The following is a 13,287-nucleotide window of genomic DNA, read 5'->3' as shown; positions in this document are numbered from 1 at the left end:
CCCCATGTATCCCCCCTGATTCAAGGACCGTGATCGACGATGAAGGTCGGCATCCCCCGCGAGGTCAAGAACAACGAGTTCCGCGTGGCCATCACCCCCGCCGGTGTCCACGAGCTCGTCCGCCACGGCCACCAGGTCTTCGTCGAGCAGAACGCCGGTGTCGGCTCCTCGATCACGGACGAGGAGTACGTCTCCGCCGGTGCCGAGATCCTCGCCACCGCCGACGAGGTCTGGGCCACCGCCGACCTGCTGCTCAAGGTCAAGGAGCCCATCGCGGAGGAGTACCACCGCCTCCGCAAGGACCAGACGCTCTTCACCTACCTGCACCTCGCCGCCTCCAAGGAGTGCACGGACGCGCTCCTGGAGTCCGGCACCACCGCCATCGCGTACGAGACGGTCGAGACCGCGAACCGCGCGCTCCCGCTGCTCGCCCCGATGTCCGAGGTCGCGGGCCGCCTGGCCCCGCAGGTCGGCGCCTACCACCTGATGCGCTCGGTCGGCGGCCGCGGTGTCCTCCCCGGCGGCGTCCCCGGCACCCACGCCGGCGAGGCGGTCGTCATCGGCGGCGGCGTCTCCGGCTGGAACGCCACCCAGATCGCCGTCGGCATGGGCTTCCACGTGACCCTGCTCGACCGTGACATCAACAAGCTCCGCGAGGCCGACAAGATCTTCGGCACCAAGGTGAAGACGATCGTCTCCAACGCCTACGAGCTGGAGAAGGCCGTCGTCGAGGCCGACCTCGTCATCGGCGCCGTCCTCATCCCGGGCGCCAAGGCCCCGAAGCTGGTCACCAACGAGCTCGTCGCCAAGATGAAGCCCGGAAGTGTCCTTGTCGACATTGCGATCGACCAGGGCGGCTGCTTCGAGGACTCGCACCCGACCACCCACGCCGAGCCGACCTTCCAGGTCCACAACTCGGTCTTCTACTGCGTCGCCAACATGCCGGGCGCGGTCCCGAACACCTCCACCTACGCCCTCACCAACGCCACGCTGCCCTACATCGTGTCGCTGGCGAACAACGGCTGGGTCGAGGCGCTGCGCCGCGACTCCGCGCTCGCCCTGGGCCTCAACACCCATGACGGCAAGGTGGTTTACAAGGAGGTCGCCGAGGCGCACGGCCTCGAGCACGTCGAGCTGAGCAGCCTCCTGGCCTGACCCCCGAAGGCTCTTTGACGGAGGCCCCGTCAACGCGTGCCGTCAATATCACGCACCCGGCCGGACCTTGTTCGACAAGGTCCGGCCGGCCGTGTCTCCGGCCCCGCCGAAACGTTCGGGCAACTCGCCTCGAACGTAACCCTTTAACCGTTTCGCACACCCCTGAAACGTGTGGATGCATGCCTGCGCACCCTTGACAGAGAGGTGTTCGGTTGCCGACACATCGGGCCGGGTCCGGCGGATTGTGTTGCTGCGGAGCGGTGACACGCCATAGAGTCGCCAACCGTCGGCATGGTGCCACGCTGACCTATCGATAAATGTTCCTGGTGACATCCAAGGAGGTAAGACGACTTGTGAATGAGTCGACAATTACTCCCGGGAGCGGCGCGCCAGGTGCCCCGATCGGCTCCGTCGCGGTGCGGACCTTCGCGACGCACCAGCCCATGACGAGTGCCCACACGATGAAGACGATGGACGGCCTACACGTGAACGCCACGGCCGGCAACGAGATGGGCCGAGAGTCCACCCACTTCGCCGCCTATGACGAGGTGCCCGAGGGGCACTTCTACGACCCCGACGCCGAGTACGAGCCCGACCCGGAGTACGCGGCCACCCTCGCACCCGACGCTGCCCGCCAGCGCCGCGAGCGGATCGGCCCCACCGGACGGCCCCTGCCGTACTTCCCGATCCCGGGTCCCCTGACCGACCACGGACCCGCGAAGATCATCGCGATGTGCAACCAGAAGGGCGGCGTCGGCAAGACCACGTCGACCATCAACCTGGGTGCCGCGCTCGCGGAGTACGGACGACGGGTGCTGCTCGTCGACTTCGACCCGCAGGGAGCCCTGTCGGTCGGCCTCGGCGTGAACCCGATGGAGCTCGACCTCACCGTCTACAACCTGCTCATGGAGCGGGGCATGTCGGCGGACGAGGTGCTCCTCAAGACCGCCGTGCCCAACATGGACCTGCTGCCGAGCAACATCGACCTCTCGGCCGCCGAAGTCCAGCTGGTCAGCGAGGTCGCGCGCGAGTCCACGCTCCAGCGCGCCCTGAAGCCGCTGATGAACGACTACGACTACATCGTGATCGACTGTCAGCCCTCGCTCGGCCTGCTGACCGTGAACGCCCTGACGGCGGCTCACAAGGTCATCGTGCCGCTGGAATGCGAGTTCTTCGCGCTGCGCGGAGTCGCGCTGCTCACCGAGACCATCGAGAAGGTCCAGGAGCGGCTCAACCCCGAGCTGGAGCTCGACGGCATCCTCGCCACGATGTACGACTCCCGGACCGTGCACAGCCGTGAGGTCCTCGCGCGCGTCGTCGAGGCCTTCGACGACCACGTGTACCACACGGTCATCGGGCGGACCGTGCGCTTCCCGGAGACCACGGTCGCCGGCGAGCCCATCACCACGTACGCCTCCAACTCCGTGGGCGCCGCCGCCTACCGTCAGCTCGCCAGGGAGGTGCTCGCCCGGTGTCACGCCGAGTGAGTCTGCCCGGAGCCGACGAACTCTTCCGTACGACCGGGGGGACGGCGCTCCAGGCGTCCGCACCCCGCCGGGCGGTCCCGGCACCGGCTGCCGAGAGCGACACGGCGGCGGCCGAGGGCTCCGCGGAGCACACCGCGGCGGACTCCGAGGCCGCGGAACCCCGCGCGCGGACGGCCGAGCCCGAGGGACCGGCCCCCAAGGCCGCCCCCACCGCCTCGGTGCCCGCCCCCGCGGCGGCGGCCCGGCGGCGCGGCGGCCGCACCGCGAACCGGCGGCCCAGCGGCCGCGAGCGCCACGACGAGAAGATCACGGTCTACGTCTCCGCCGAGGAGCTGATGGACCTGGAGCACGCCCGGCTCGTGCTGCGCGGCGAGCACGGTCTCGCCGTCGACCGGGGCCGGATCGTCCGGGAGGCCGTCGCGGTCGTCCTGGCGGACCTGGAGTCCCGCGGCGACGCGAGCATCCTCGTCCGCCGTCTGCGCGGTCGCTGACGGTAGCCTGCGGGCTGCCGTTCTCCTCGTTCCCCCCTGGACCCCCATGCACCACGCCCCTGACGAAACGTCCCGCCCGCCGCGCCGCCGCCTTCTGGGCCGCGGCCCGGGCGAGCCGGCGGAGGCGGAGGCGCCGGTGCCGGGTGTCCTCCCGACCGCACCCGCCGACGAACCCCCGCCGGCGGGGGCCGGGGCCGCGGGGGACGAGGTCGGGGACGGGCGGTTCACCGTGCGTCTCTCGAACTTCGAGGGGCCCTTCGATCTGCTCCTCCAGCTGATCACCAAGCACAAGCTCGACGTCACCGAGGTCGCCCTCTCCCAGGTCACCGACGAGTTCATGGCCCACCTGCGGGCCCTCGGGCCCGACGGGGACCTCGACCAGACCACCGAGTTCCTCGTCGTCGCCGCCACCCTGCTCGACCTCAAGGCCGCCCGGCTGCTCCCCGCCGCCGAGGTGGAGGACGAGGCCGACCTCGCCCTCCTGGAGGCCCGCGACCTGCTCTTCGCCCGCCTCCTCCAGTACCGCGCGTACAAGCGGATCGCCGCGATCTTCGAGGAGCGGTGGGAGGCCGAGGGCCGCCGCCACCCCCGTACCGTCGGACTCGAACCCCACCACGCCGAGCTGCTCCCCGAGGTCGTCATCTCCATCGGCGCCGAGGGCTTCGCCAGGCTCGCCGTCAAGGCCATGCAGCCCAAGGCCGAGCCCCAGGTGTACGTGGACCACATCCACGCCCCGCTCGTCAGCGTCCGGGACCAGGCGGCGGTGGTCGTCGCGCTGCTCCGCGAGCGCGGGACGGCCGTCTTCCGGGAGCTGATCGAGGACGCCGGCGACACCCTCACCGTCGTCGCGCGCTTCCTCGCCCTCCTGGAGCTCTACCGGGAGAAGGCCGTCGCCCTCGACCAGGAGACCGCCCTCGGGGACCTCACGGTCTCCTGGACCGGCGGGGAGACCGACCCGGCCGCGGCCGTGACCGACGAATTCGACCAGGAGGCCACCGCATGAGCGACCTCAAGCCCGCCCTCGAAGCCGTCCTCATGGTCGTCGACGAGCCCGCCACCGAGGCCCACCTCGCCAAGGTCCTGGAGCGCACCCCGCGCGAGGTGGCCGACGCCCTCCACGAGCTGGCCGACGAGTACACCTCCCAGGGCCGGGGCTTCGAGCTGCGGCGGGTGGCCGGCGGCTGGCGCTACTACACCCGGGCCGCCTTCGCCCCCGCCGTCGAGGCCTTCGTCCTGGAGGGGCAGCAGGCACGGCTCACCCAGGCGGCCCTGGAGACCCTCGCGGTCGTCGCGTACCGCCAGCCGGTCAGCCGTTCCCGGGTCTCCGCGGTCCGCGGAGTCAACTGCGACGGGGTGATGCGGACCCTCCTCCAGCGGGGTCTGGTGGAGGAGGCGGGCGCGGAACCCGAAACAGGTGCGATCCTGTACAGGACGACGAACTACTTCCTGGAGCGGATGGGCCTGCGAGGCCTGGACGAACTCCCCGAGCTCGCGCCCTTCCTCCCCGAGGCGGAGGCGGTCGAGCCGGACTCGCTGGAAGGGGTTCCGTCGTTCGATCCGGATGCGCCGGATCGTGAGGACGACGACAAGACGGAAGTTTGATGCGAAGCAGCAGCGGCAGGAACAGCAGCGGAAACAACGGCGGGAGCCGTGGTGGCAACAGCGGCGGCCGCGGCGGCAGCAGCGGCGGCGGCCGTGGTGGCAGCGGCTCCGGCGGCGGTTACCGGGGCTCCGGCGGTGGCTCCGGCTCCGGCTCCGGTGGCGGCGGCTACCGGGGCGGCAGCGGGGGCTCCGGCTCCGGCGGTGGCGGTTACCGGGGCGGCAGCGGCGGTGGCCGCGGCGGCAGCGGTGGCGGCTACCAGGGTGGCGGCGGTGGCGGCTACCAGGGCGGTGGCGGCCGTGACGACCAGAAGCGCCAGAGCAACCCGCGCCGGCCTCGTCCCGAGGAGCGCTCCTACGACGTGAGCGGCCCGACCGAGGCCCCGCGGAAGGGTCGCGGCTCCGCGGCCCGCGGCGGCGCCAAGGGCGGCCCCAAGGCCCCCCAGGGCGGCACCCCGCCCCGTCGTGGCCCGCACGGGCAGCGTCAGGCCCCGGCCCGTTCGCGCGAGCTCGACGCCAGGATCGAGGAGCGCAACCGGGAGCGGTACGCGGACCGGCCGCAGATCAAGACCCCCAAGACCTTCCCCGGCGCCGAGCAGGAGGGCGAGCGGCTGCAGAAGGTCCTCGCCCGCGCCGGCATGGGCTCGCGGCGCGCCTGCGAGGAGCTCATCGAGCAGGCCCGTGTCGAGGTCAACGGCGAGATCGTCCTGGAGCAGGGCAAGCGCGTCGACCCGGAGAAGGACGAGATCAAGGTGGACGGCCTGACCGTCGCCACCCAGTCGTACCTCTTCTTCGCGCTGAACAAGCCGGCCGGTGTCGTCTCCACCATGGAGGACCCGGACGGCCGCCAGTGCCTCGGCGACTACGTCACCAACCGCGAGACCCGGCTGTTCCACGTCGGCCGGCTCGACACGGAGACCGAGGGCATCATCCTGCTCACCAACCACGGTGAGCTGGCCCACCGCCTCACGCACCCGAAGTACGGCGTGAAGAAGACGTACCTGGCCGCCATCACCGGCCCGCTGCCCCGCGAGGTCGGCAGGCGCCTGAAGGACGGCATCGAGCTGGAGGACGGCTACGCCCGCGCCGACCACTTCCGCGTGGTCGAGCAGACCGGCAAGAACTACCTGGTCGAGGTCACCCTCCACGAGGGCCGGAAGCACATCGTGCGCCGGATGCTCGCCGAGGCGGGCTTCCCGGTCGAGAAGCTGGTCCGCACCGCCTTCGGCCCGATCGCCCTGGGCGACCAGAAGTCGGGCTGGCTGCGCCGTCTCACCAACACCGAGGTCGGCATGCTGATGAAGGAAGTCGGCATGTAAGGCCCTGTTGCCGCTCTCCGAGGAAGCCCGTGACCGCCCGGCGGTCACGGGCTTCTCCGTGTTCCGCGCCCGGACGCGGGGTTCCGCGCGCCCGGCCTTGTGGCCGCGGCCCGGCAGCCTTTATAGTCAATATGACTCTTAAGGAGGCGGGTGTGAGCCTCGCAGACACGGCCGGACCGTCGCGTTCCGACGCCGGCCCGCAGACCGTCCTCACCGCCCCCGCCGCGCACGGCCGGCGGACCTGGACCCACGGGGGTGGACCAGGCTCCGACGGCCCGCTCACGGCGGGGGCGGTGAGGACCCGCACCCCCGCGGTACGCCCCGAGGCGGCGATATGAAGCGCTACGGCCACGGCCTCGTCCCCGGCAGGTTCCATCCGCCGCACGCCGGCCACCACCACCTCGTCCGCACCGCGCGCGACCGCTGCGAGCGCCTCACCGTGCTCGTCCGCGCCTCCGCCGCCGAGAGCCTCCCCCTGGACGACCGGCTCGCCTGGATGCGCGAGATCCACCCCGACGTCCTCGTCGTCGGCGCCGTCGACGACGCCTCCGATCCCGAAGCCCCCGCGGCCGCCCTCAGAGCCGCCGTCCCCGAGCCCGTCGACGCCGTCTTCACCACGGAGCCGTCCGGGGCGGGGCTGGGCCGTCGCCTCGGTGCCGAGACCGTCCTCGGCGACCGGGCCCTCCCCCTCACCGACGCCGCCGTCCGCGCGGACCCCGCCGGCCACTGGGACCTCCTGGAGCCGCCGGTACGGGCCGCGCTCACCCTGCGGATCGTCGTCCTCGGAGCCGAGTCCACCGGCACCACCACCATGGCCCGCGCCCTCGCCGACCACTACCGGCGGCGCGGCGGCGTCTGGACCCGCACGCGCTGCGTACCGGACTACGCGCGCGCGTACGGCGCGCTCAGGCTCGCCGAACTCCGCGCCGCGCACCCCGCCGCCGACCCGTCCGACGTCACCCTCCGCTCCTCCGACTTCCCCGTCATCGCCCAGCGCCAGGCCGAACTGGAGGAGGAGGCCGCACGGGACGGCTCGCCCGTCCTCTTCTGCGACACCGACGCCTTCGCCGCCACCATCCGGCACGAGCGGTACACGGGCACCACCAGCCCCGCCACCGGCGAGATCGCCGCCCACGGACGGCAGCGCCTCTGGCTCCTTACCGACCACCGGGGCGTCACGGCCGAGCACGCGGGGCCGCCCGACGGGGAGCACCTGCGGCCCTGGATGACCGCACGCCTCCTCACCCAGCTCGCCCACACCGGCCGCCGCACGGCCGTCCTCACCGGCCCCCACGAGGAGCGCCTCGCGGCCGCCGTCGCCGCCGTCGACGGACTGCTCGCCGAGGGCTGGCACCTCACCGACACCCCGCCGGAGCGACGATGACCACACCCCGCGCCCCCGAGGGCTACGACCCGTACGCCTTCGCGCCCTTCGCCGTCACCGTCGACCTCGCCGTCCTCACCCTCCGCGAGGAGCGCCTCCACGTCCTGCTCGTCGAGCGCGGCCAGGAGCCCTACGCGGGCGCGTGGGCCCTGCCCGGCGGATTCGTGCTGCCCCGCGAGTCCGCGGAAGCGGCCGCCCGCCGCGAACTCGCCGAGGAGACCGGGCTCTCCGAGGCCACCGTCGCCGGCCTCCACCTCGAACAGCTCCGCACCTACACCGAACCGGACCGCGACCCGAGGATGCGGGTCGTCTCCGTCGCCTTCACCGCGCTCGTGCCCGATCCGCCCGAACCGCGCGGCGGCGGCGACGCGGCCCAGGCCCGGTGGATCCCGTACGGGACGCACGGGCACCTCGCCTTCGACCACGACCGGATCCTCGCCGACGCCCACGAACGGGTCGGCGCCAAGCTCGAGTACACCTGCCTCGCGACCGCCTTCTGCCCGCCCGAGTTCACCCTCGGCGAGCTGCGGCAGGTCTACGAGACGGTCTGGGGCGTCGAACTCGACCGCCCCAACTTCCGGCGCAAGGTCCTCACCACGCCCGGCTTCGTCCAGGCCGTGGAAGGACCGCCGCGCCTCACCGGCGGACGGGGGAAACCGGCCGCTCTCTACCGGGCGGGCGAGGCCACGACCCTCCACCCGCCCCTCCTGCGACCGGAAGGACGCCCCGCATGAACCTCGCACGCACCGCCACCAAGCAGGCCGCGACCGGCTCTCTGATCGGACTCGCGCTCGGCGACGCGCTGGGATTCCCGACCGAGTTCAACGACGTTCCGTCGATCCTCGCCAAGGTCGGGCCCTGGCGAGAGATGGAACTGCCCGTCAGGAACGGGAAGGCGTACGTCACCGACGACACCCAGATGACCCTCGCCTTCGCCCGGGGCATCCGCACGGCCATGGACCGGGGCGTGCTCGCGCCGCTCCGGCTCGCCCGTCCCGTCCGCGACGAGTTCGTCGACTGGTACCACTCCCCGGAGAACAACCGGGCCCCCGGCAACACCTGCCTCCGCGCCTGCCTGCTTCTCGACGGGGACCGGCCCTGGCAGGACGCCAGCCAGATCCACTCCAAGGGCTGCGGCGCCAACATGCGGGTCGCGCCCATCGGGCTCGTCCCCGGGCTCAGCGAGGAGCAGCGGGCGGGCGCCGCCCAGCTCCAGTCGGGCCTGACCCACGGCCACCCCACCGCGCTCGCCGCCTCCGACCTCACCGCCCGCGCCGTGTACCTGCTCGCGCAGGGCGTGGACCCGGCCGGGCTCGTCGGACAGCTGCGCTCGTACGCCTACGAGAACCGCTCCGTCTACCGCGAGCACTGGCTCGGCGACCTGTGGACCCGCTCCCAGGACCCCTCCGCCCGGCACTTCGCCGAGCGCGGCTGGGACGAGTGCCTGGCGGTCCTGGAGCGCCTGGAATCCGTCCAGCGCACGGCCGATCCGGAGCTCGACCCCTGCGCGTACACCGGCGACGGGTGGATCGCCGAGGAAGCCCTCGCGACCGGCCTCCTCTGCTTCCTGCTCTTCCCCGACGAGCCCCTCACCGCCCTCCGCCGCGCCGCCTGCACCCGCGGCGACTCCGACTCGATCGCCGCCCTCGCGGGAGCCTTCGCCGGAGCCCACCTCGGCGCGGACGCCTGGCCGAAGGAATGGGCGGAGCGCGTCGAGTACCGCAGCGACCTGCTGACCTTCGGCGCGCTCTGGGACGCTTGACCCATGACGCTCACCCTGACCCCGGACCTCTCCGCCGTCGTCGCGGAACAGCCCGACCCCCTGCTCTTCGCGACCGTCTCCGGCGCGCACCTGTACGGCTTCCCGTCCCGCGACTCGGACGTGGACCTGCGCGGCGCGCACCTGCTGCCCGTGGACGCCCTGATCGGCCTCCGCGAGCCCGAGGAGACCCGCAGCCGGATGTGGGACCGGGACGGCGTCGAGATGGACCTCGTCACCCATGACCTGCGGAAGTTCGCCCGGCTGATGCTGCGGCGCAACGGCTACGTCCTGGAGCAGCTCACCTCCCCGCTCGTGGCGCACACGACGGAGACCCACGCGGAACTCGTCTCGCTCGTGCCGCGGCTGCTCACCCGCCATCACGCCCACCACTACCGCGGCTTCGCCGGGACGCAGTGGCGGCTCTTCGAGAGCAGCGGCGAGCTCAAGCCGCTGCTCTACACCTACCGGGCGCTGCTCACGGGCATCCACCTGATGCGCTCGGGCGAGGTGCAGGCCCATCTGCCGACCCTGGTGGGGGAGGTGGCCGAGGCTCCCGCCCGGCTGCCCGAGCTCGTCGAGGCGAAGGCGGCCGCCGAGCACGGGCGGGCCGATGTGGACCCCGAGGCCGTACGGGCCGAGACGGAGGCCCTGCACGGCGTCCTGGACGAGGCCCAGGCGGCCTCGGGACTCCCGGAGTCGGTGCACGTCCACGACGCGCTGCACGACCTCGTCGTACGGGCCCGGCTAGAGCACGTCGAGGGCTGAGGCCCGGCGGGCGCGGGTCAGGTAGTCCTGGATCCGGGGCTCGTCCGGGGCATCCGGGAGGGGGGTCCGGTCGTGGGCACGGTCGGCCTCCTCCTGGAGGCGGTTCATCCAGGACTCGACCTCGGCCCAGGGCACCTCGCCGCGCTTGACCTCCAGGAGGCGCTCGCGGTCCTCGCCGACGTCGATGCGGAGCTCGCCCGTGCGCAGCAGGTCCCGGCAGCTGGTCAGGAGCCGCAGCAGATGCATGGCGTGCTTCCAGCGCGGGTGGCCGTACTGGCGGACGTCCGCGTCGAGCTTCCGGCGCTGGCCGCCCGCGTACCGGACGAAGGTCTGGTGGGCCCGGCGGGACAGGAACGCGCTCCGCAGGGAGAGCAGCTCGCGGCCCCGGTCGTCGACGTGCGTGACCACGGGGGAGTGGAGGCACTCCAGGACGTTCGGGTTGTTGCGCAGGGCGAGCTCGCAGAAGCGTTCCAGCTCCCAGCTGAACTGCTCCTCGGCCGGCCCCTCCACATGAGCCGGAGGCTTGTCGAAGCGCCAGAACAGCGGCGTCGGGGCGAGGTAGACGCCCCGTACGTCCGTGTCGCTCCCCTCGGTCGCCAGACCGAAGGCGCGCGAGCCCATCACGCAGGAGTAGATCGTGTGCTCGCGCACCAGCTCTTCCGGAGTCATGCCGGGCAGGTTACGCGAGGGTGATCTCCTCGCCGGAGACATCGATCTGCTCGGCCGGCAGCGGCCGGGGGGCCGGTCCCGCAGCCACCGAGCCGTCGGCGATGCGGAACTTGGAGCCGTGGCAGGGACAGTCGATCGTGCCGTCCGCGACCTTGTTCACGATGCACCCCTGATGGGTGCAGATCGCGGAGAACGCCTTGAACTCGCCCGCTTCGGGCTGGGTCACGACCACCTTCTTCCCCGTGAAGACCGTGCCCCCGCCCACCGGGATCTCGGAGGTCTTCGCCAGCGGGGTGCCGCCGCTCGCGGCGGCACGGGTGCTCGGTGCCGGTGCGGTGCCGGCCGGGGCGCTCGTGCTCGTCCCGCCGTCACCCCCGTCGTCCGAGCCGCAGCCCGTCGTCAGGGCCGCCGCGGCGAACAGGACGGTACGACGTGTCGTGGCGCTTGAAGTCATGCCGTCAGCTTGGTCGCGCACCGCCCCCGGGCCCCGCAACACGCCTGCGCGCGCGGCCCGGCTCCCCCGCACGGCCGTCCCCGCCCGCCGCCTACGCCGAGTGGCGGAACACCCCGGTTCAGGTGACATTGGGCGTGTTCCGTACCGGACGAAAGGCAGGACCATGGCGGGTAACGACCTCGGCAGTCTCCTCGGGAGCCTCCTCGGAGGCGCCGGAGGACAGAGCGGCGGCGCCGGCGGCATCCTCGGCTCCCTCCTCGGGGCCCTCGCCGGCGGCAAGGGCGCCGGCGGAGGCGGGGACGGCTCGAACCCCCTCGGCGGCCTGCTCGACATGCTGACCAGGTCCGGCCTCACCGACCAGACCCGGTCCTGGGTCGGCACCGGCGACAACCAGGCCGTCAGTGGCGCCCAGATCGCCGAGGCCCTCCCGGACGACACCCTCCAGAAGGTCGCTGCGGAGGCCGGCGTCAGCCCGCAGGAGGCCGCCGACGAGATCGCGGCGTCGCTGCCGCAGGCCGTCGACAAGCTGACGCCGAACGGCTCGCTCCCGCAGGGCGCCTCCCTGGAGGAGATCATCCGCCGGCAGCGGCTCTGACCGCCGCACGGCGCCCGCCCCGTCTCGGAGGGCGGGCGCCGCGACGCGCCGTCCCCGCCGCTGACTAGGCTGAACGGAGCACTGACGCAGGCGAAGGAGCACGACGTGGCGGTACGAGCGGTCCGAGGAGCCGTCCAGCTGGAGCGGGACGAGGCCGGACACATGCGCGAGCAGGTCGAGGAGCTGCTCACCGCCGTCCTCGAGCGCAACGGGCTCACCACCGACGACCTCATCAGCATCTGGTTCACGGCCACGCCCGATCTGCACAGCGACTTTCCCGCCGCCGCGGCCCGGCACATCGGGATCGTCGACGTTCCCCTGATCTGCGCACAGGAACTCGACATCGAGGGTGCGATGCCCAGGGTCGTCCGGCTCCTCGCCCACGTCGAGACCGAACTGCCCAAGTCCCGGATCGCGCACGTCTACCTCGGCGCCGCGTCCGCCCTGCGCAAGGACATCGCCCAGTGAGAACAGCGCTCGTCATCGGTACCGGCCTGATCGGCACCTCCGCCGCCATCGCCCTGGCGGGCCGCGGCGTCACCGTCCACCTGCGCGACCACGACCCGGCGCGCGCCCGCACGGCCGCCGCGCTCGGCGCGGGCACCGACGAGGCGCCCGAGGGCCCCGTGGACCTCGCCATCGTCGCCGTGCCCCCGGCGCACGTGGCCGCCACCCTCGCCGAGGCCATGAAGGCGGGCCTGGCCCGCGGCTACCTGGACGTCGCCAGCGTCAAGGGCGGACCGAAGCGGGAGCTGGAGGCGCTGGGCCTCGACCTCACCGCGTACATCGGATCGCACCCCATGTCCGGCAAGGAGCGCTCGGGCCCGCTCGCCGCCACCGCCGACCTCTTCGAGGGCCGGCCCTGGGTCCTCACCCCGACCCGGGACACCGACACCGAGGTCCTCAACCTCGCCCTGGAGCTCGTCGCCCTCTGCCGGGCCGTCCCCGTCGTCATGGACGCCGACGCCCACGACCGGGCCGTGGCCCTGGTCTCCCACACCCCGCAGCTGGTGTCCTCCATGGTCGCCGCGCGCCTGGAGGAGGCCGAGGAGTCCGCCGTACGGCTCTGCGGGCAGGGCATCCGCGACGTCACCCGGATCGCCGCCTCCGACCCGCGCATGTGGGTCGAGATCCTCTCCGCCAACCCCGGCCCCGTCGCCGACGTCCTCGCGGGCGTCGCCGCCGACCTCGACGAGACCGTCCGCGCGCTGCGGTCCCTCCAGTCCGCCTCCGCGGACGAGCGCCGTGACGGCGCGACGGGCGTCGAGGACGTCCTGCGCCGCGGGAACGCCGGCCGGGCGCGCGTGCCCGGCAAGCACGGTGCCGCGCCCACGGCCTACGAGACCGTCGCCGTCCTCATCAGCGACCAGCCGGGCGAGCTCGCCCGCATCTTCGCCGACGCGGGCCGGGCGGGCGTCAACATCGAGGACGTCCGCATCGAGCACGCGACGGGGCAGCAGGCGGGTCTGGTCCAGCTGATGGTCGAGCCGTCGGCGGCGCCGGCGCTGGGGGCTGCGCTCCAGGAACGCGGCTGGTCCCTCCGCACGAGCTGAGGCGCGGCGCGCCGGCCCGTGTGGGCCCGCGCCCCGGCCCGTGGCCCACAACGG

The 13,287-nt window shown here is 73.0% G+C and carries 16 protein-coding genes; 14 read left to right on the top strand and 2 right to left on the bottom strand.

Translation table 11 applies throughout. The annotated features are described in order from the left end of the window. Positions 1 to 39 precede the first annotated feature (39 nt). The 11 genes from ald to IE237_RS31170 all read left to right on the top strand — a co-directional run bounded on the left by ald (position 40) and on the right by IE237_RS31170 (position 9,962). Complete coding sequence (ald, locus tag IE237_RS31220; RefSeq protein WP_189805490.1) at positions 40 to 1,155, top strand: alanine dehydrogenase; 1,116 nt, start codon at positions 40 to 42, stop codon at positions 1,153 to 1,155. Between the two features lie 461 nt (positions 1,156 to 1,616). Then, positions 1,617 to 2,642, top strand: coding sequence for a ParA family protein (locus tag IE237_RS31215; RefSeq protein WP_030212665.1), 1,026 nt, complete (start codon positions 1,617 to 1,619; stop codon positions 2,640 to 2,642). Further along, on the top strand, positions 2,627 to 3,133 hold the full coding sequence (locus IE237_RS31210) for a hypothetical protein (RefSeq protein ID WP_189805488.1): 507 nt from the start codon (positions 2,627 to 2,629) through the stop codon (positions 3,131 to 3,133). The genes IE237_RS31215 and IE237_RS31210 overlap by 16 nt, the downstream gene beginning before the upstream one ends. A 46-nt stretch (positions 3,134 to 3,179) precedes the next feature. After that, complete coding sequence (locus IE237_RS31205) at positions 3,180 to 4,136, top strand: segregation and condensation protein A (protein WP_189805487.1); 957 nt, start codon at positions 3,180 to 3,182, stop codon at positions 4,134 to 4,136. Continuing rightward, positions 4,133 to 4,735 carry an SMC-Scp complex subunit ScpB gene (gene scpB, locus IE237_RS31200; RefSeq protein ID WP_189805486.1) on the top strand — a complete coding sequence of 201 codons (603 nt, stop codon included), beginning with the start codon at positions 4,133 to 4,135 and terminating at the stop codon, positions 4,733 to 4,735. Before IE237_RS31205 ends, scpB begins: the two co-directional genes overlap by 4 nt. After that, complete coding sequence (locus tag IE237_RS31195; RefSeq protein ID WP_189805485.1) at positions 4,735 to 6,051, top strand: pseudouridine synthase; 1,317 nt, start codon at positions 4,735 to 4,737, stop codon at positions 6,049 to 6,051. The genes scpB and IE237_RS31195 overlap by 1 nt, the downstream gene beginning before the upstream one ends. A 152-nt stretch (positions 6,052 to 6,203) precedes the next feature. Further along, the gene (locus tag IE237_RS31190) at positions 6,204 to 6,389 is read left to right on the top strand and encodes a hypothetical protein (RefSeq protein ID WP_189805484.1); all 186 of its coding nucleotides are present in this window, start codon (positions 6,204 to 6,206) and stop codon (positions 6,387 to 6,389) included. Continuing rightward, a complete protein-coding gene (locus IE237_RS31185) occupies positions 6,386 to 7,435 on the top strand; it encodes an AAA family ATPase (protein WP_189805483.1) in 1,050 nt (349 codons plus the stop codon). The genes IE237_RS31190 and IE237_RS31185 overlap by 4 nt, the downstream gene beginning before the upstream one ends. Next, a complete protein-coding gene (locus tag IE237_RS31180; RefSeq protein WP_189805482.1) occupies positions 7,432 to 8,169 on the top strand; it encodes an NUDIX hydrolase in 738 nt (245 codons plus the stop codon). Before IE237_RS31185 ends, IE237_RS31180 begins: the two co-directional genes overlap by 4 nt. Then, positions 8,166 to 9,197 (top strand): ADP-ribosylglycohydrolase family protein, encoded by a 1,032-nt coding sequence (locus IE237_RS31175; RefSeq protein WP_189805481.1) that lies wholly within the window; start codon positions 8,166 to 8,168, stop codon positions 9,195 to 9,197. The genes IE237_RS31180 and IE237_RS31175 overlap by 4 nt, the downstream gene beginning before the upstream one ends. 3 nt (positions 9,198 to 9,200) lie before the next feature. Then, the gene (locus tag IE237_RS31170; protein ID WP_189805480.1) at positions 9,201 to 9,962 is read left to right on the top strand and encodes a nucleotidyltransferase domain-containing protein; all 762 of its coding nucleotides are present in this window, start codon (positions 9,201 to 9,203) and stop codon (positions 9,960 to 9,962) included. Here the strand turns inward: IE237_RS31170 and IE237_RS31165 are convergent. Both IE237_RS31165 and IE237_RS31160 read right to left on the bottom strand, forming a co-directional pair. Further along, positions 9,942 to 10,631: a nucleotidyltransferase domain-containing protein gene (locus tag IE237_RS31165; protein ID WP_189805479.1), complete on the bottom strand. Its 690-nt coding sequence runs from the start codon at positions 10,629 to 10,631 to the stop codon at positions 9,942 to 9,944. The two genes, IE237_RS31170 and IE237_RS31165, sit on opposite strands and share 21 nt — an antisense overlap. Positions 10,632 to 10,641: 10 nt before the next feature. Then, a complete protein-coding gene (locus IE237_RS31160; RefSeq protein ID WP_189805478.1) occupies positions 10,642 to 11,085 on the bottom strand; it encodes a Rieske (2Fe-2S) protein in 444 nt (147 codons plus the stop codon). Positions 11,086 to 11,185: 100 nt separating this feature from the next. Here IE237_RS31160 and IE237_RS31155 point away from each other — a divergent pair, with 100 nt between their 5' ends. The 3 genes from IE237_RS31155 (at position 11,186) to IE237_RS31145 (ending at position 13,233) form a co-directional block, all read left to right on the top strand. Further along, on the top strand, positions 11,186 to 11,680 hold the full coding sequence (locus IE237_RS31155; RefSeq protein ID WP_469882180.1) for a YidB family protein: 495 nt from the start codon (positions 11,186 to 11,188) through the stop codon (positions 11,678 to 11,680). Between the two features lie 105 nt (positions 11,681 to 11,785). Then, complete coding sequence (gene aroH / locus IE237_RS31150) at positions 11,786 to 12,148, top strand: chorismate mutase (RefSeq protein ID WP_189805476.1); 363 nt, start codon at positions 11,786 to 11,788, stop codon at positions 12,146 to 12,148. After that, positions 12,145 to 13,233: a prephenate dehydrogenase gene (locus IE237_RS31145; protein WP_189805475.1), complete on the top strand. Its 1,089-nt coding sequence runs from the start codon at positions 12,145 to 12,147 to the stop codon at positions 13,231 to 13,233. The genes aroH and IE237_RS31145 overlap by 4 nt, the downstream gene beginning before the upstream one ends. Positions 13,234 to 13,287 lie beyond the last annotated feature (54 nt).

The organism is Streptomyces tanashiensis (genome assembly GCF_014648895.1).
GTDB lineage: Bacteria > Actinomycetota > Actinomycetes > Streptomycetales > Streptomycetaceae > Streptomyces > Streptomyces tanashiensis.
The sequence above is the reverse complement of the archived record's forward strand: the minus strand, read 5'-3'. Positions and strand labels throughout refer to the sequence as shown.

Excerpts from the sequence above, each read along its gene's own strand:
- ald (WP_189805490.1), top strand. The coding sequence starts at position 40 with ATGAAGGTCGGCATCCCCCGCGAGGTCAAGAACAACGAGTTCCGCGTG.
- IE237_RS31215 (WP_030212665.1), top strand. The coding sequence starts at position 1,617 with ATGAAGACGATGGACGGCCTACACGTGAACGCCACGGCCGGCAACGAG.
- IE237_RS31205 (WP_189805487.1), top strand. The coding sequence starts at position 3,180 with ATGCACCACGCCCCTGACGAAACGTCCCGCCCGCCGCGCCGCCGCCTT.
- scpB (WP_189805486.1), top strand. The coding sequence starts at position 4,133 with ATGAGCGACCTCAAGCCCGCCCTCGAAGCCGTCCTCATGGTCGTCGAC.
- IE237_RS31195 (WP_189805485.1), top strand. The coding sequence starts at position 4,735 with ATGCGAAGCAGCAGCGGCAGGAACAGCAGCGGAAACAACGGCGGGAGC.
- IE237_RS31185 (WP_189805483.1), top strand. The coding sequence starts at position 6,386 with ATGAAGCGCTACGGCCACGGCCTCGTCCCCGGCAGGTTCCATCCGCCG.
- IE237_RS31180 (WP_189805482.1), top strand. The coding sequence starts at position 7,432 with ATGACCACACCCCGCGCCCCCGAGGGCTACGACCCGTACGCCTTCGCG.
- IE237_RS31175 (WP_189805481.1), top strand. The coding sequence starts at position 8,166 with ATGAACCTCGCACGCACCGCCACCAAGCAGGCCGCGACCGGCTCTCTG.
- IE237_RS31170 (WP_189805480.1), top strand. The coding sequence starts at position 9,201 with ATGACGCTCACCCTGACCCCGGACCTCTCCGCCGTCGTCGCGGAACAG.
- IE237_RS31165 (WP_189805479.1), bottom strand. The coding sequence starts at position 10,631 with ATGACTCCGGAAGAGCTGGTGCGCGAGCACACGATCTACTCCTGCGTG.
- IE237_RS31160 (WP_189805478.1), bottom strand. The coding sequence starts at position 11,085 with ATGACTTCAAGCGCCACGACACGTCGTACCGTCCTGTTCGCCGCGGCG.